A 17,919-nucleotide genomic window follows, 5' to 3' on the forward strand; every position below is an offset into this window, starting at 1 on the left:
ATCATGAGCAATCTTCATCTGAAGCCTTGCCCAGCCCCTTTTTCTCACAGGAACCGACGATGACCGTCTACTTCATTGGCGCAGGTCCCGGCGACCCGGAACTGATCACCGTCAAAGGCCAACGGCTGATTCGCAGCTGCCCGGTGATCATCTATGCCGGCTCCCTGGTGCCCGCCGCCGTGCTGGAAGGCCATCGCGCCGAACAGGTGGTCAACAGCGCCGAACTGCACCTGGAACAGATCGTCGAACTGATCAAATCCGCCCATGCCAATGGCCAGGATGTAGCCCGGGTGCACTCTGGCGATCCGAGTCTTTACGGTGCGATTGGCGAGCAGATCCGCTACCTGCGCGAACTCGACATCCCGTTTGAAATCATTCCCGGCGTCACGGCCACGGCGGCCTGCGCGGCACTGCTGGGCGCGGAACTGACGTTACCCGACGTGTCGCAAAGCGTGATCCTGACCCGCTACGCCGACAAGACCGCGATGCCTGCCGGCGAAGAGCTTGGCAGCCTGGCGCAGCACGGGGCGACCATGGCGATTCATCTGGGGGTCAATCATCTGAAGAAGATCCTGGACGAATTGCTGCCGCATTACGGCGCGGATTGCCCGATCGCGGTAATTCACCGGGCGACCTGGCCGGATCAGGATTGGGTGGTGGGGACGCTTGAAGACATTGCCGCGAAGGTTGAAGCCAAGGGGTTTCGGCGCACGGCGTTGATTTTGGTGGGTCGGGTTTTGGGCAGTGATCACTTCAGTGAATCATCGCTGTATCGCGCGGGGCATGCGCATCTCTTCCGGCCCTAAGCCAGGCACAACCCTGTGGCGAGGGGATTTATCCCCGTTGGGCCGCGAAGCGGACCCTCTGCATTCTTTCAGGCATACCCAGCAAGCAGGTTTAACGACGGCTTCGCCGCCGAACGGGGATAAATCCCCTCGCCACAGGTAAACCCCTTCACTCACAGGTTATCTATCACCCATAAAAAAACGGCGCTCACGGGGCGCCGTTTTTTTATGTCTGCAGCGAACACCTTACTTAGTAGTAGGCGTTTTCTTTCTGCGTGTGGTCGGTGACGTCACGAACACCCTTGAGCTCGGGAATGCGCTCGAGCAAGGTGCGCTCGATGCCTTCGCGAAGGGTGACGTCTGCCTGGCCGCAGCCCTGGCAACCGCCGCCGAACTTCAGCACGGCGATGCCGTCTTCGACCACATCGATCAGGCTGACCTGACCGCCGTGGCTGGCCAGCCCCGGGTTGATCTCGGTTTGCAGGTAATAGTTGATACGCTCGTTGATCGGGCTGTCGGCATTGACCATCGGTACTTTGGCGTTTGGCGCCTTGATGGTGAGCTGGCCGCCCATACGGTCGGTGGCGTAATCGACTACCGCATCGTCCAGGAAAGCTTCGCTGAACGAGTCGATGTAAGCGGTGAAGCTTTTGAGCCCCAGCGCCGTGTCTTCAGGTTTTTCTTCGCCCGGCTTGCAATAAGCAATGCAGGTTTCGGCGTACTGGGTGCCAGGCTGGGTGATAAAGACGCGGATGCCGATGCCTGGGGTGTTCTGCTTGGAGAGCAGATCAGCCAGATAATCGTGGGCGGCGTCGGTAATGGTAATAGCGGTCATGGAAACTCCTCGCAGGCTTGGGCGCAGTTTACGCCAATCATCGCGCCGTACAAAGTCCTAGTATTTTTGTCGGGAAAGAGCCGGGGCCGGCTCACCCATCGATTCCCCGTCGATCCACTCTTTAAGCCACCGATAGCTGCGTTTTTCCACCCATTCATAGCTGAGCCAGGACGCCACGCCGATTGTCGCGGCGCAAACGGCGAACATCACGTAGGGATTGATGCCATAACGCTGTGCGACAAAACCACCCGCAGACAGCACCAACACGTGCATCAGGTACACCGAGTAGGAGCAATCGCCCAGCAGTTTGAGCACCCGGCTGCGCTCGAAATAGCGCTCCAGCGCTATGCAAGCCATCACCAGCACCGCGCTCGGCAGGCCCCAGGCCAGCAACCGTGGCTGCGGCGCCAGGTGATAAATCGCCAGCAACGCGCCGCCAATGCCCAGCAACGGCAGCCAGAACCCGGGCCTGATCCAGCCGCGACGGTAAATCATGCCGATGGCAATCCCCAGCAAGAATTCATAAACAATGTCCGAGCGGTAGAACTCGCTGATCCAGCCGTAGCCGGTCCAGGCCTGACACACGGCAAACAGTAGCGCGGCGACGATCAGCAGCCGAACCTGCAAGCGGAACAGCAGCGCCCAGGCAAACAGCACGTAGAAGAGCATTTCGTAGTTGAGGGTCCAGCCGACGTTGAGCGTCGGATAAATCCCGTAGCCACCGGGGTTTTCAGTAGGAATGAACAACAGCGACAGCAGGAAATGCGACCAGTCGACTGTCTGATCCGGCAACACGGGCTGAGCGAACACCACCAGCAGCGCCATCAGCACCGTATACAGCCAATACGCCGGAACGATGCGGAACAAGCGATACATCAGAAAGCGCCCCGGCGGCAGTGATTTGCCCTCGGTGGACAGGAAAATCACCAGACCACTGATGACGAAGAATATGTCGACACCCACCGCGCCCTTATCGATGAACATCTGACCGATCGGCCCATGGGCCCGGAAGTCGAAGAAAATCTGCATGAAATGGTGGCAGACCACCGCCCAGGCCGCGAGCGCGCGCAGTGCCTGTATTGAAATCAACATCGACCACCCTCCCGATCGCATTCCACAAACCACCGAACCCCTGTGGGAGCGAGCTTGCTCGCGATGGGGGCCTGACAGTCACCTGATATGTCGACTGTCAGATAGCTATCGCGAGCAAGCTCGCTCCCACAGGGGTTCGGTGGTGCCTCTGGATTGGGACAGCAGCCGCGAATCAAAGGTCGATCAAAGATTCTCGTACCGGTTCATGTCCAGCACGCCTTCTTCCACCGGTTCGGTCTCATGGACGTACCGACTCAGGTCATGGAAGTAGAACCAGAACTGCGGATGGCTGCGACGAATCCCCCAGCGCTCGACGATTTTTTCAAACCGATTGGCGTCCCTGGCGTTTTCCATCTCGTCCACGAACTCAGGCAATTGCTCGGCCGGAATGTTGAACATGAAGTTCGGATAGCTGCTGAGCACGCCCGGATAAATAGTCAATGTGTCGAGCCCTGGCTGATACCGCAGGGATTCACCAAGCAGGAACGCGACGTTACTGTGTGCGCGATTGCGCAGCAGGCTGTAGACCTCGCGCTTGCCGCTTTGTGTTTCGATGCGCAGCAGGGTCGCTTCCGGCAACTGATCGATAACCTTCAGCCCGGCCGCTGGACGCGAAGTCAGGCGACTCAAGGCCTGCTCGGCGCTCTGCAAGGCCGGGTCGATGTTCGGCCGCGAGCAATAAGCGCCATCACAGCGGTTGATCGGATCAGGCTTGGCGTTGAGGTCGCCGTAACGGGCCAGCAACTGCATGGCGAAATCGCGTTTCGGGTCTTTTTCGTCCAGTACCAGCGCTGTCTCTTTGTCGTTGTTGATAGCCTCATAGTCCAGCCACATCTTGAATTTGCCGCCGCTCTGGTACCAGTCGTCGAGGTAATCGTCCCGCGAATTGGCCGGCATCAGGCGCAGGAAGTTTTGCTCGGCACCGTTGCGGATCAGGTCGAAGTACAGCCGGGTTTGCGCCTGGTGGGAGACATTGCCGAATACGTCGTAGTTGACCGCCAACTGGTAATACGTGCGCTCCAGCAGCGGAAAGTCGAACAGCCACATCGTTTGCGGCACGTCACCGATCAGGCCTTTGTTCACCGAAGCACTGTCGAAATGCCGGAAGATCGTCAGCAAGGCGTTATCGTTACCGGCCCACAAGGTCGACCAGCTCGGCGCCGGCGCATCGGCGTAACTGTCACGGCGCAGCGCCTCGTACTCATTACGCTTGTTGCGGTAGTCATGCCACAGGCTCAGGACACTGCCGACATCGTCGTTCTGCCCCGGCATCGCCAGCAACGGCGTCGCTTGGCCGCGATACTTCGGATCGATGATGTAGAGGTCGTGCTCAGGCGCCTCGAACATTGCCCAGAAATTATCGCGGATCACGTCGGTGGCGATCTGGCCGCGACACACCGGGCCGCGAATGAAGGTGCGCACAAAGTATTCGGCATTATCGAGCATGAATTGATAACGCGTCTGGGCCGGGATCGCCTCGAACGTGGTGAACGGATTGGCCCGACGCTCCGGCCCGTAGCCAGGCAAGGCGTTGACCTGCCATTTGCCGTTATAGAAGAGGCTTTTGATCCGTGCCATCTTCGCCGCACTCAACGGGTAGGTGATGTGGGTCTTCTGCACAATCACGCCTTGCACCGGCCACAAGCGGTAATACACCTGAGTGCCCGGATCGTCATTCGGGCGGCGTGTGTTGATCAGATCGATAGGCTGGCCGGTCGGCGTGCGCGAACGTACCCACTTAAAGAAATGCCCCGGCTCGCCATCCTTGAAATAGAGGTGAGCGAGAAACCAATGCTCGAACAACCAGCGCCCTACCAGGCTTTGCCGTGCGCCCGGTGCGTTGAGCAGGTTTTCCCATTGCACCACCTGCAAGGCTTCTTTGGCGCTCGGCACAAGGCCTTGCTCGTCAATCGACGCGCCGGACGCGAGCCAACGTTGCAGCGTCTGGTACTGCTGATCGGTCAGGCCGGTAACCGCCAGAGGCATGCCCTCTTGGGGATGTGATTTGGCGTAGCCGTCGAACTCGGCCGGCAGGGCGCACATGTTTTCCCGGTCCAGGCCAAGGACGATGTCCTCCGGCAGCTTGGCATTGGGTTGCAACGGGGTTTTGTGGCCCAACTCAAGCATCCGCGCCATCAACGCGGCCTGACTGCCCTGGGCGTCGAGCACCGAATAGAAGTCCTTTTGCTGCCAGGCGCGTTTACCGAAAGCGTCATAAAACAGCCGGGTCGGCGCGGCAGCCTGTCTGCGTTCGCCGTCGTAGACTGAAAGCTTGCTCCCACCGCGCACCGCCCCTTCACCGCTACCTAGATTGAGCTGACAGGCGGCGTCATAGCAGGCATGGCAGGCCACGCACTTTTCGGTGAAGATCGGTTGGATGTCGCGGCTGTAGGAAATGGCAGAGGAAATAGCCGAATCCTGCGCGGCGGCGCCCCAGCTTAAAAACAGCAAAACCATGCTGATGACGCGAAAAGACATATCCCTGGTCCCGATCATGAAAAAACGCCGCGATTCTAACGGTCTCACCCCCGCACCAACATGAGCGATATTCATGCAAAACCGGGACATGCTCTAAAACCACGCAGGTTTGCTATTATCCCGCCCCTTCGTCATGGTCTTTCCGAGTAGTCCAAATGTCCGATCGCAGTGTTCGCCTTCAAGCTCTCAAGCACGCCCTCAAAGAGCGCATCCTGATTCTCGATGGCGGCATGGGCACGATGATCCAGAGCTACAAGCTTGAGGAGCAGGATTACCGCGGCAAACGCTTCGCCGACTGGCCAAGTGACGTCAAGGGCAACAACGACCTGTTGATCCTGACGCGCCCGGACGTGATTGGCGCCATCGAGAAAGCCTACCTGGATGCCGGCGCCGACATTCTGGAAACCAACACCTTCAACGCCACCCAGGTGTCCCAGGCCGACTACGGCATGCAAGACCTGGCGTACGAGCTAAACGTAGAAGGCGCACGTCTGGCGCGCAAGGTTGCAGACGCCAAGACCCTGGAAACCCCGGACAAGCCGCGCTTCGTCGCTGGCGTGCTCGGCCCTACAAGCCGCACCTGCTCGCTGTCGCCTGATGTGAACAACCCAGGCTACCGCAACGTGACCTTCGATGAACTGGTGGAAAACTACACCGAGGCCACCAAAGGCCTGATCGAAGGCGGTGCCGACCTGATCCTGATCGAGACCATTTTCGACACCCTGAACGCCAAAGCGGCGATCTTTGCGGTGCAAGGTGTGTACGAAGAACTCGGCGTCGAGTTGCCGATCATGATCTCCGGCACCATCACCGATGCTTCCGGCCGTACGCTTTCCGGCCAGACCACCGAAGCCTTCTGGAACTCCGTGGCCCACGCCAAGCCGATCTCGGTCGGCCTGAACTGCGCCCTCGGCGCCAGCGAGTTGCGTCCCTACCTGGAAGAGCTGTCGAACAAGGCCAGCACCCACGTTTCCGCGCACCCGAACGCCGGCCTGCCGAACGAATTCGGCGAGTACGACGAACTGCCGGCGGAAACCGCAAAAGTCATCGAGGAATTCGCCCAAAGCGGCTTCCTCAACATCGTCGGCGGTTGCTGCGGTACCACGCCGGGCCACATCGAAGCCATCGCCAAGGCCGTGGCGGGTTATGCGCCGCGTGAAATCCCGGAAATTCCAAAGGCCTGCCGCCTTTCGGGCCTGGAACCGTTCACCATCGATCGCAACTCGTTGTTCATCAACGTCGGCGAGCGGACCAACATCACCGGTTCAGCCAAGTTCGCCCGCCTGATCCGTGAAGACAACTACACCGAAGCCCTGGAAGTCGCCCTGCAACAGGTCGAAGCCGGCGCCCAGGTGATCGACATCAACATGGACGAAGGGATGCTCGATTCGAAGAAGGCCATGGTGACCTTCCTCAACCTGATTGCCGGTGAGCCGGACATCTCCCGCGTACCGATCATGATCGACTCTTCAAAATGGGAAGTGATCGAAGCCGGCCTCAAGTGCATCCAGGGCAAGGGCATCGTCAACTCCATCAGCATGAAGGAAGGCGTCGAGCAGTTCATTCATCACGCCAAACTGTGCAAACGCTACGGTGCCGCAGTCGTCGTGATGGCCTTCGACGAAGCCGGCCAGGCCGACACCGAAGCGCGCAAGAAAGAAATCTGCAAACGCTCCTATGACATTCTGGTCAACGAAGTCGGCTTCCCGCCGGAAGACATCATCTTCGACCCGAACATCTTCGCCATCGCCACCGGCATCGAAGAACACAACAACTACGCTGTGGACTTCATCAACGCCTGTGCCTACATCCGTGACGAACTGCCGTACGCGCTGACCTCCGGTGGTGTGTCCAACGTGTCGTTCTCGTTCCGTGGCAACAACCCGGTGCGCGAGGCGATTCACTCGGTGTTCCTGCTGTATGCGATCCGCAACGGCCTGACCATGGGTATCGTCAACGCCGGCCAGTTGGAGATCTACGACCAGATCCCGGCCGAACTGCGTGACGCCGTTGAAGACGTAGTGCTCAACCGCACCCCGGAAGGCACTGACGCCCTCCTCGCCATTGCCGACAAGTACAAGGGCGACGGCAGCGTCAAGGAAGCCGAGACCGAAGAATGGCGCGGCTGGCCCGTCAACAAGCGTCTGGAGCATGCGCTGGTCAAAGGCATCACTACCCACATTGTTGAAGACACTGAAGAATCGCGTCAGTCGTTCGCTCGCCCGATCGAAGTGATCGAAGGCCCGCTGATGTCCGGCATGAACATCGTTGGCGACCTGTTCGGTGCCGGCAAAATGTTCTTGCCGCAGGTGGTGAAATCCGCCCGCGTGATGAAGCAGGCCGTGGCCCACTTGATCCCGTTCATCGAACTGGAAAAAGGCGACAAACCGGAGGCCAAGGGCAAAATCCTCATGGCCACGGTAAAAGGCGACGTGCACGACATCGGCAAGAACATCGTTGGCGTAGTGCTGGGTTGTAACGGCTACGACATCGTCGATCTCGGCGTGATGGTCCCGGCGGAGAAGATCCTGCAAGTGGCCAAGGAGCAGAAGTGCGACATCATCGGCCTGTCCGGCCTGATCACGCCTTCGCTGGATGAAATGGTCCACGTGGCCCGCGAGATGCAGCGTCAGGACTTCTATCTGCCGCTGATGATCGGTGGCGCGACCACTTCCAAGGCGCACACAGCGGTGAAGATCGAGCCGAAATACAGCAACGACGCAGTGATCTACGTCACCGACGCTTCCCGCGCCGTGGGCGTGGCGACGCAGTTGCTGTCCAAGGAGTTGAAGCCGGCGTTCATCGAGAAGACTCGCCTGGAATACATCGAAGTCCGCGAGCGCACCGCCAACCGCAGCGCCCGTACCGAACGCCTGAGCTATCCAGCGGCCATTGCCAAGAAGCCGCAGTTTGACTGGACCACTTACGAGCCGGTCAAACCGACGTTTACCGGTGCCAAGGTGCTGGACAACATCGACCTGAAGGTTTTGGCCGAATACATCGACTGGACGCCGTTCTTTATCTCCTGGGACCTGGCCGGCAAATTCCCGCGCATCCTCACGGACGAAGTGGTCGGTGAAGCCGCCACCTCGCTGTTCGCCGATGCCCAGGAAATGCTCGCCAAGCTGATCGACGAGAAACTCATCAGCGCCCGTGCGGTGTTCGGCTTCTGGCCGGCCAACCAGGTGCGTGAGGATGACATTGAAGTCTACGGCAATGACGGCAAGCCGATTGCAAAGCTGCATCACCTGCGTCAGCAGATCATCAAGACCGACGGCAAACCGAACTTCTCCCTGGCTGACTTCGTTGCACCGAAGGACAGCGAAGTGACCGACTACGTGGGTGGTTTCATCACCACCGCCGGTATCGGTGCCGAAGAAGTGGCCAAGGCCTATCAGGATGCCGGCGACGACTACAACTCGATCATGGTCAAGGCACTGGCCGACCGTTTGGCCGAGGCTTGCGCCGAGTGGCTGCACCAGCAGGTCCGTAAAGACTACTGGGGTTATGCCAAGGACGAGACGCTCGACAACGAGGCGCTGATCAAAGAGCTATACACCGGTATCCGCCCTGCCCCGGGCTACCCGGCCTGCCCGGATCACACCGAGAAATCCACGCTGTTCAAGTTGCTGGACCCTGAGGCCTCGGAAATGAAAGCCGGCCGCAGCGGCGTGTTCCTCACCGAGCACTACGCCATGTTCCCGGCAGCAGCGGTCAGCGGTTGGTACTTTGCTCACCCGCAGGCGCAGTATTTTGCCGTGGGCAAGATCGACAAGGATCAGGTGCAGAGCTACACGTCACGCAAGGGTCAGGAGTTGAGCGTGACCGAGCGGTGGTTGGCGCCGAACCTGGGTTACGACAACTGATGGTGGTCCCGGGAGTCGACTGGAGCGACTCCCGGGGTTCTTATGAAAGCTGCAGGTAAACGCTACAACCCCACCAGCGTCCGTTCTTTTTCAGTCAATTCGCGCACCAACTTCCCTTGCTCGAAGAGAAGGTCTGCCTCTATCGCCTGCATGGCGGTTTTGTACTGCTCCTGCGCGCCTTCGCCGTAATTTGGATACGCCTCGTCTACATCATGCTCTCTGCCTGCGAAACCCTCTCGTACCTGGGCGAACCGCTCAGGGTATTTGTCCTTCAAATAGTCGCTCCAGTACTTGCGGCCGACCAAATCATCAATAAATGCCGATGATTGTTCTGCCGCGATCACTTCAGCATGGGCCGCATCCAGCATGGCAGGCGAAACGTTGCCGCTGTAGCGCATGCCTCTTGGTTGCCCCGGCAAGTCAAGTCGCTCGGCAAGGCCGATACGATAGGCCAACCGCACTTCCGCCGGATCGATTGAGCGGCGCTGTGCCTGTCGCTGGACAATGTCGCGGTTAGCGATTTCCTCGACTTTCCCAAGACGAAACAGGTTCCTGCCAAGCGTGAACAAGACGTTGCCTTGTTGGCCCGGGGAAATTGACTTCGACGGCTCAAATTCGAAAGCCTTTACTTCTATATCGCTGAACAACAGGATTTGACCATCAACGCAAGTTGCGCCAGACCTTGCCATTTCGAATATCGTATCCCTCAGACCTGCGTCGCTATCGGCCACCCTCAGTACGGTATGGACCCGCCGCACAAGATCAGTACGTCCCGTCAGAAAGTCTGCTGTACCTTCCATTTTGGTCAGCAGATTGAAGAAGAACTTACTGTTGTGCGCTTGCTCGAAGTCATTCCATATCCGTATCAATTCCTCTGAGTCGGCTGCTGACGGAGCGATCCATCGCTCACGGGCTTCGGTACCTGTCACTTCATCCATATCCACTTCTACGTCACTTGCGATCGAGTCATCGCTATCGCTGTCGTTAAAGCGGTCGCTGTCACTACTGCCATTAAACCGCTCCAGCGCCTCGTCAATCTCTTCAGGCGTCCATCCCACTATCTGCTCGCCCGCCTGCACCTGATTACGCAGCATTAGCAGGCTCGCGCCATCCAGAGTTTCGTTGCTCGCCAGATTCGTGCCCGCACGCAATACCCTGCGCTCGTCGGCCATCAGGAGCGGCGGAATGGACTCGATCATGTTGTCGCGCAAATCCAGTGCGCTGAGCGAGGGGAGCTGAAGCGCTCCCTGCGGCCAGATGATCAGGCGATTGCCACTCAGATCGAGGGCCTGCAAACGGGTAAGAGGGCTGACATCCAGCGACTCAAGCCAGTTTTCCGACAGGTTCAATGACTCCAGGTTGCTCAATCCTGCAAGCTGACGCTGGAGCTGTGGCGCATCGGAAAAACGGTTATTGACCGCAGAAAGTCGCTTGAGGCTGTTCAATGAGGTCACGGACTCTGGCAAGGCACTCAATGCGTTGGCATTCAGCGCCAGGGTATGAACATGAGTAAACGCGCCGAGGAAATCGCTTAGCCCCTCTTCTCTCAGATACACGTTGTTCAGGTTCAACGCACCGACATGAGCGAAGTCGGCGGGTAGAGCCGGGAGATTGCCCAAGGGGTTATCGGACAGATCAAGGATATAACCTCCCGATGCGCTCTCCACGGCCTGCGCCCCGCGGAGGTTCTGCCTCCAGCACGCCATTATCCGGTCAGCCGCCTGACGACGCTCGGTGGCTGCAATCCACACAGAGGATTCACCCATCTGCTGTGGTGGGGTTTCGATCCATGTGTTCAGGGTCTTCGTCAATGCCTGATGTTGTCTGTCCCATTTGGCCAGTTGCTCATACAGGGGGCCAGCGCCGCCATGGCGTAACGTCAGTTCATCAATCATCTGTATCGCCTCGGCGCCTGGCAGATCCGGGTCAAGCCTTTTCAAGCGGGCTTGCGGGGTCAAGCGTGTCAGGTCATTGCCAGGTACAACGGGCAGCGGCAGTAACAAGTCCGGATTTTGCGCGACCAAAACCGGAAAATACTGTGGTTCACCCATGATAAAGCCCGCCTGCAAGCTGGCTCTGGGGATACCCATGGGTGTTTCGGAAGAAGTACTCGCCAGCAAATCGGTGCGTGCCTTGGCCGTCAACCGACAGCCAATCATATCGATCCTTAGAGCGTCATGGCCGGTCAGGGCAGCCTCGGGAATTGTCGTGATCGCGCTGTTGTTCAACTCGAGCCTGCCGAGGCCGGACAAGTCCAACGCACCTTTTGGCCAGTCTTTGATGGCGGTATGACCCACACGCAGGGTCTTCAAGCAGGTCATGGCGCTGACATCCAGCGAACCGACCCGGTTATAGCGCAAGTCCAGGCTTTCAAGGGCGGACAACCGGTTCAAGCGTTGCTGCAGACTCGGGGTAATTGTCAGGTGATTTCGGCTCAACTGCAGATCACTGAGTTTTCCGAGGTTGCCCAATGCCGACGGAAGATCCTGCAGTTGATTGCCACTCAGATCCAACCCGCGAATGTCGGTGAAGCCGCTCAAAAAAAGACTGAAATCCTCGGATGAGGCCACCACACCCGACATTTGCAGGGTTTGCACATGGGCAAAATTCGTTGCTGACAGCGCTGGAAGTTCAGGCAGATCGCCCAGCACCCAGCCGGACAAATCAAGATGCGATGAAATGATTTGTCTCGGCAGGACAGGCCATGGCCGCACCGCTGAAGGGCCGACCTGAGGTTGCGAAGACTGTGCCTCCTCCGTACCGCCATAGCGTTTACGCAGGCCATCACGCCAACACTCACGGATTCGCCGGGCAACGAATTCTCGTTCCTGAATGTTGACTTGCCGGCCATTGGCTCTTGGTGTTCGCTGTTGCCACGCCTCCAGTTGCTGTCGCAATGCCTGTCCATCCTGGCGCAGTGCATTGATCCGTGCCAGCAACGCCCGCCCTGCCAACCCCTCAGCCTTCATTCGCCCAAGGGCAATCTTCGAAAGCTCGTCGCTTGTCTCCAGGGCGCTGTGTAGCGTGCCTTGGCAATAACGATCCAGCATTTGCCCGGCATCCTGCAAATGGGCAGGATTGTCGTGCACATACTCGTATGCCTTCACGAAGTCCTCAGTGCTCAGCCTGGCCCAGTTGAGTTTCATGCCAGGCCACAGTGATTCATGACCGGATAGCCATTCAGAGGGAAGTGTCTTGACCCTTGAGTGAGTGAGATCCAGCGACCTGAGCTGCGGCAATTGCAGAGCGCCGTTCGGCCACAGCTCTGTCGTTCCGTGCACACTCAACGAATGCAGTTGAGTCAGGCGACTGACATCCAGCTCGTCCGCCATGCCGATCACGTCCAATCGTTGCAGTTGTGGCATGGCGTCTATCACCGATTGGGCAGCTTCGGTGAATTGCGGACCCAACGGCCCTGCCATCCGCAGTTCACGAATACTCGGCAGTGCCTTCAGCCTCTCGGCCAGTTGAACCCTATCGACGCCATCCTGGATCCCCAACCTTAGCGACCGGGCGTTGGGGAACTGGCGCACAAAGGCTTCCGGTGTCTGACTCAATACTCCACCAACGCTCATGTTCAGATGACTTACGTGAGGAAAGTTGCCGGCCAGTTCCGGCAAGCTGTCTACAGCGCCCACATCCAGGTAAACACTGGCATCGCCATCGTAAATACCCCTCTGCTGCCAGACGTCTTTAATGTTTCGTGCGACTTGATGGCGGACAGTATTCTGGCCGCCGCTGTGTACCCATTGTTCGAGCTGCGCCGTCAACGCCTCGTATTCCCGACCCCGCATGTTCAGAAAATGGGCGATCTGCGTTTCGGTCATGCCATCAAGCGCAAGCTGGATGACCATCGATTCCGCCAACTCGTCGGTGAAGTTCGGATAGACATCCCGCAACCTGGAGACCAACGAGGGATTCACCATTGCTCCGGCACCTCGCCCGCTCATTGGGTAGCCGACCCTGCCGTCAGCCAGTCGCACCAGCGGACGGAATCGTGACGTGGTGGAGTTGGGCACGAGGGTTTCCATCATCTGGTCACGGTGGCCCATGGCATAGGTGGTCAATGTCTTTTGTAACTTGGCACCCTGCGCCACATTTGGCATGCCCAACTGAGTGCGGACGTCGTCCGGCAACGCATGCATGACCGAAGAGAAAAAGTTGTCGCCTTCTTTGGGCACGCTGTTCAACGAGTTTGTTTGCTGGTCGAAGGCCTGGAACTGGTTGGCTTGATGATGCTGATAGTCGTCCTTGACCAGGTATTTGACTTGCTCGGCCGTCTCGCTACCGATGCTGTCGAGCAGTTTTCCAGCGCAATCGCCCTGACGAACTTCCAGGCGCAGTTTTTTCGGCCAGCCGGGGAGTTTTTCCAGGCTGTGCAGCGCCAGGCGCTGGCTGTCGGATGACGCCATGCTCTCCAGCTGCAATCCGGCCAGGGCCTTGTTCAGCCGAGTAACCCGGGCGCGAGCACGCCCCTTGAGCAACAGACTGCTCGGGAGTCGGCCGGTTTGATTGATGTGCAGCCGCTCCTTGGCTGTGGCATTGGCCAGGACTTCTTGCGCCGCGTCCGCCGATAGACTGGGGAAAGTACGTTGCAGCGCCTGAGTTTCACCCGTTGCTGCCTTGGGGTCCTGGCTTAGTTTGTCGAACAAAGAGGTTTTGTTGCCCGAAAGCCGGTCGCCAAGCTGTTGTCGAAAAACCGTTTCACGCTCTGCCTCGACCCTCGCACCTTCGTCCCCCAGCAAGCGAACGATTTCTTTCTCATCCAGCGCCGCAAGCACTCGTTGGGGCAATTTCCCGGCAGACACATCCTCACGGGAAATCCTGATGCTTGGCTTCACGGGTGTCGACGCCTCACCGTAGCGGGACGAAGCACCGCTCAGGCTTGCATTGTCGAACACGTCGATCACCCGCCCCTGTGGCCAACGCGGCATTTTGATCACTTGCGGCAAGACGTCGTTGTAGCGGCTGTCCGGCACCGGCTGATCGAGACGAATCTGTTCAATCATTTCATTGAGCTGACGGTCGATTTGAAACTGCCGCAACGTGTCGGATAACGCTGATGGCAAGCGCAGGTTATCCGTATGGATCTTGCGCAGCTCGCCGTCGTTAACGCCGCTGATATCAGCGATTTTCTCCAGCGTCGCCGCGTCAATACCGTCGGTGACCGGGCCAAGACGTCGTAACAAGGTGGCACGATCCCACTCCAGCGGGCGCTCGAAACGATGGTGCCACGCGCCCTCACCGTTGTGTTCAAGTACGGGGGAGTAAGCGTTCGGGTCCGTCGGGTGTTTGAGACGCCACTTGTTCAGCTTGGGGTCGAAGGTTTTTTCGTAGACGTTACCGTCGAGGCTGATATAGGTCTTGCCGTCCACTTCATACTGCCCAAGCTTGTTGGGCTTGAGCCCCGCCGGCAAGATCCTGTCGCTCAGGTAAGGCGTCAAGCCAGGACGCCACAGCTGTTCGCTGCCAAACGGCAATTTGACCTTGACCAGGCCATCGGCGATGGGTGTGGACAGCACTTTCGGCGCTTTACTGACAACCGCGCCTACAGCCGCCATGAATGCCACGTTCGCGGCCACTGACTTCAAATAACTCCAGGCCTGATCCGTGTCACCGATGCTCCAGGCTTCAACCCCGTGATAAATGTCTGTGGTCAGTTGCACAGCCATCACAGCCATCATTACCTCGCCCAGGCCAGGCACAAAAAATGCGGCCACGTTGAGTATGTTCAGTCCCCACTCGGCATAGCGGGCGAGTCGTTCATACCAGGCGTCATGGTCGACCTTGGCCGTCGGCACCGCCAGTTGCTCGGCAGTCTCCTTCAGGCGCGTCTGGTGCCGCGTGTACAGCTCGCCGAACAGCTCCGTTTCAAAAAATTCTTCACTGATATCAAGAGCCGGCTCGTCCCGGTAAACATTTTCGTAGATTCCGTCTATGTGCCCCAAGAGGGTCTGTTTACGGTAAGGGAAATCCGGGTTCCATTTGAGTGTTTGCAGAGCATTCTTGATCTTGCCGAGGAACTTGCCCGCATCACCGTGGGGGATGAGCCTGAGGAAAGAGCGCTGGTAATTCACATCGCGCAGCCTGTAGCTCAGGTCATTTTCAAAGGCCTTGAGCGAGGCATATTCCATGACCGGCGCCACCGGATCACCCGGAATGCAGACGATGATCCGCGAGTCCTGGTAACTCAGTACGTCAAACAGGTTTACACCGGGATTGGTCCAGCTGAAGTTGACCTTTTTACCTTTGCGCCGACTTGCGCCAATGACAAACAGCTCACTGACAGGCGACCCCAGCACATGTAACTGACTGAAAGTGACTCGCTCACCATCCAGTGTTGCCGATTGGTCGCCGTTGAGCACGGCCAGCAATGTGCTGTAGGCCGATGGCGTGATCAGCGATTTGAGGTGGGCGATATGGGCATGCACCCGCAGACTGTCCTTCCACCCGTCGACCGTTTGAGTGCGCACGGCGGCCGCCCTGTCCGCGGCGCCAAACATCGCCGTCAGGTGTTCCTGATACTGCTTGCCGATATCCAGTTCACGGCATAGCGAGGCGAAATCGGCGGGCTTTATCGGTAGCTTCTTGATCCTGTAGCGCGTTGAAGGGCCCTTTTCCGGATAGTCCCAACCGTAAGGTCCACCTTGAGTTTCCAGATTGGCAGCCCGTTTACCTCGTTCAGCAATGACGTCACGTTCATCAAACGCCTGGTCTTCTTCAAAGTTGCGCAGTGCCAGTTGCAGCAGTGTCTGGTGAGTGATCAGCGAGCCTGCAAAGGGCTCGTAGAGCCAGGTCTGCGCAACATTAACGTTCAACCCGAACTTTTTTTGCAACGCCGCTTCGAGCAACGGTTGCGCGAATTCGGTGACCCCTTTGAGCCCGGCGAGTGTTTTTGCCAGGGTTTCGTTGGAGGTTCGACTGCGCTTCTGGTCGTCCCGTACAGTTTTTCGTTGGTCGCTGGAGGCCTTCTGAAACCAGTCCGGCATGGCATTTTCGGCCAGGCCTCCCGGTGTTCTCGCCCGATCCAGAGCCCGGATGTTTGCCGGGGTCAGGTGGCGTATCCGATGGTGCAGTTTTTTTTTAATGAAATGGTTGTGAAGGCCCTTTTCCTGGGCCGATGGGACTTCACTCATGGGGCAACACCTGATGCTGTAAATGAAGCACCAGTCAATCAGCAGGTTTGTCGTCCAGGGCGGTACATATTTATACCGGGTAGCGCCGGGGGCGATCTTCTTTCCGTGGGTTGTCTATGCTTGTCTTACTCAAACGGGAGACGAGGGGTTTATGGACGATCCAGCCGACAACAAGCCGCCCACTTTCTGGCAGATGCTGCACAGCGTCTTGGCGGCAGCGTTCGGGGTGCAGAGCGGGAAGAACCGGGCGCGGGACTTCACTCACGGCAAGCCCAGTCATTTCGTGTTTCTGGGGATTTTGTTCACCGCGGTGTTCGCATTGACGCTGTATGGCATCGTGCAACTGGTGGTGCATCTGGCCGGGGTTTAGCGCATCAAGGTTTGCAGACTGAACGGATAGCGATACGACGTCGGCCGGCCCTTGGCTGAAAGTCGACGGAAGTTCACGCCGTAGTCCGGTGATTCTCCCATGACCAGCAATCGCTGGGCCTGGGCCTTGTCGATCAGTTGCAACAACGGGATTCGCCGGTCTCGGCCGCCGTAATGGGTGAGATCCACCCCCTGCTCAAGATCATGCAACTCCACCAGCGCCCAGCCGCCCAACGTGAAGTGGCCGCCCAACAGCACGCTGATGCGTCCGTCAACCTTCGCCTGCAACGCCACCGGCGAGGTGTTGACCGCACTGAACAACGCATCCTTGCCGGGTATCCCGCCCGCCTCCGAATACGCCTGCATGGCGCCAAACGCCATTTCGTCATTGGCTGACCACACCAGCGAGACCTTCGGGTAACGTCGGAACAGCAGTTTGGCCTGTTCATAGGCTCGTTCCCGGGTCCAGCCGCTGTAAACCAGTTGGCGCAAGCGCACTTCAGGGTGCTCGGCCAAGGCCCGCATCATGCCTTGCTCGCGCAGTTGCGCCGAGGGGGTGATCTTCAGACCGGAAAACGCCAGCAACTCGATGAACTGACCGGGCGCCACGGGCGGATGCTGGCGAATCAGTTCCTTGAGCATCAGGTAGCCACCCTCCTCGTCGTTGGGCACCAGGCTGCCCAAGCGCTCAGGGCGCTCACCCAGCAGGCTCATTTGATTGGCCGTCAGGGACGCGTTGACCATGAACAACTTCACCCCGCTGCCCTGGGCCAGGCGAATAATCTGCGGGGCGACGTACTGTTCGTTGACGAACACCAGATAGTCCGGACGCTCGGGGCCTTGCAGCGCCAGGCGGGCTTGCGCCAGGGTGAGCTCCGGCATGCGCCCGGAATAGAGAATTCGCAGATCAATGCCCAGATCCGTGGCTGCCGCCTGCATGAATTGCGAATAGCTGATCCAGAAGGCTTCGTCAGTCTTCCCGGGATTCAGGAACAACACCGATTCCGCGCGCGCACCAGGTCCGTAAACCGCGCCGCACATCAGCAGGAATGAGTAGAAAAACTTCAACATTGATCGTCCGAGCCCCCCGGCAATTCGCCGCGCATTATAGCCAGCGAAGTCCCGGAAAACGGCGTTTATTCGGGTTATTGTCCGACAATCGTCGGAATGGGGCCCGGACGGGGTCGGTTATTGATGGCTGACCCAAAATACCGCAGTGCTCACGACCAGGATGATCAGGAACAGGATGGCCCAAGCATCGATCGTGCTATCGGGCTTTGACGTTTTGGTAGGGTTGCTCATTGCATCGCCTCTTGTCGGTTTTATCGGTGATTGCATAAAGACTCGAGCACAGTTAA

8 protein-coding genes are annotated in these 17,919 nt (G+C 58.4%); 3 read left to right on the top strand and 5 right to left on the bottom strand.

Features of this window, described 5'->3' with window-relative positions; all coding sequences use genetic code 11:
- The first annotated feature begins 59 nt into the window (after positions 1–59).
- Positions 60–806, top strand: coding sequence for a precorrin-4 C(11)-methyltransferase (gene cobM / locus MO767_RS10100; protein WP_282480352.1), 747 nt, complete (start codon positions 60–62; stop codon positions 804–806).
- A gap of 229 nt (positions 807–1,035) precedes the next feature.
- On the opposite strand, the gene nfuA is transcribed toward cobM, so the two are convergent.
- The 3 genes from nfuA to MO767_RS10115 all read right to left on the bottom strand — a co-directional run bounded on the left by nfuA (position 1,036) and on the right by MO767_RS10115 (position 5,190).
- Positions 1,036–1,620 carry a Fe-S biogenesis protein NfuA gene (nfuA, locus tag MO767_RS10105; RefSeq protein WP_046048486.1) on the bottom strand — a complete coding sequence of 195 codons (585 nt, stop codon included), beginning with the start codon at positions 1,618–1,620 and terminating at the stop codon, positions 1,036–1,038.
- Between the two features lie 57 nt (positions 1,621–1,677).
- Positions 1,678–2,712: an acyltransferase gene (locus MO767_RS10110; RefSeq protein ID WP_282480353.1), complete on the bottom strand. Its 1,035-nt coding sequence runs from the start codon at positions 2,710–2,712 to the stop codon at positions 1,678–1,680.
- A 183-nt stretch (positions 2,713–2,895) separates the two neighbouring features.
- A complete protein-coding gene (locus MO767_RS10115) occupies positions 2,896–5,190 on the bottom strand; it encodes a fatty acid cis/trans isomerase (RefSeq protein WP_282480354.1) in 2,295 nt (764 codons plus the stop codon).
- A 155-nt stretch (positions 5,191–5,345) separates the two neighbouring features.
- Here MO767_RS10115 and metH point away from each other — a divergent pair, with 155 nt between their 5' ends.
- A complete protein-coding gene (gene metH / locus MO767_RS10120; protein WP_282480355.1) occupies positions 5,346–9,056 on the top strand; it encodes a methionine synthase in 3,711 nt (1,236 codons plus the stop codon).
- A 62-nt stretch (positions 9,057–9,118) separates the two neighbouring features.
- Here the strand turns inward: metH and MO767_RS10125 are convergent, their stop codons facing one another.
- Positions 9,119–16,192: an NEL-type E3 ubiquitin ligase domain-containing protein gene (locus MO767_RS10125; protein ID WP_282480356.1), complete on the bottom strand. Its 7,074-nt coding sequence runs from the start codon at positions 16,190–16,192 to the stop codon at positions 9,119–9,121.
- 151 nt (positions 16,193–16,343) lie between these two features.
- Between MO767_RS10125 and MO767_RS10130 the strand changes: the two genes are divergently transcribed.
- Complete coding sequence (locus MO767_RS10130) at positions 16,344–16,562, top strand: DUF2970 domain-containing protein (protein ID WP_282480357.1); 219 nt, start codon at positions 16,344–16,346, stop codon at positions 16,560–16,562.
- Here the strand turns inward: MO767_RS10130 and MO767_RS10135 are convergent.
- Positions 16,559–17,632 carry an ABC transporter substrate-binding protein gene (locus tag MO767_RS10135; RefSeq protein WP_282480358.1) on the bottom strand — a complete coding sequence of 358 codons (1,074 nt, stop codon included), beginning with the start codon at positions 17,630–17,632 and terminating at the stop codon, positions 16,559–16,561. The genes MO767_RS10130 and MO767_RS10135 overlap by 4 nt on opposite strands.
- Positions 17,633–17,919: the final 287 nt, after the last annotated feature.

This window comes from Pseudomonas sp. UYIF39 (assembly GCF_029963765.1).
Lineage (GTDB): Bacteria > Pseudomonadota > Gammaproteobacteria > Pseudomonadales > Pseudomonadaceae > Aquipseudomonas.

Bases quoted from the DNA above. Each gene is read 5' to 3' on its own strand.
- cobM (WP_282480352.1), top strand. From the start codon at position 60: ATGACCGTCTACTTCATTGGCGCAGGTCCCGGCGACCCGGAACTGATC.
- MO767_RS10135 (WP_282480358.1), bottom strand. From the start codon at position 17,632: ATGTTGAAGTTTTTCTACTCATTCCTGCTGATGTGCGGCGCGGTTTAC.
- MO767_RS10125 (WP_282480356.1), bottom strand. From the start codon at position 16,192: ATGAGTGAAGTCCCATCGGCCCAGGAAAAGGGCCTTCACAACCATTTC.
- MO767_RS10110 (WP_282480353.1), bottom strand. From the start codon at position 2,712: ATGTTGATTTCAATACAGGCACTGCGCGCGCTCGCGGCCTGGGCGGTG.
- nfuA (WP_046048486.1), bottom strand. From the start codon at position 1,620: ATGACCGCTATTACCATTACCGACGCCGCCCACGATTATCTGGCTGAT.
- metH (WP_282480355.1), top strand. From the start codon at position 5,346: ATGTCCGATCGCAGTGTTCGCCTTCAAGCTCTCAAGCACGCCCTCAAA.
- MO767_RS10115 (WP_282480354.1), bottom strand. From the start codon at position 5,190: ATGTCTTTTCGCGTCATCAGCATGGTTTTGCTGTTTTTAAGCTGGGGC.
- MO767_RS10130 (WP_282480357.1), top strand. From the start codon at position 16,344: ATGGACGATCCAGCCGACAACAAGCCGCCCACTTTCTGGCAGATGCTG.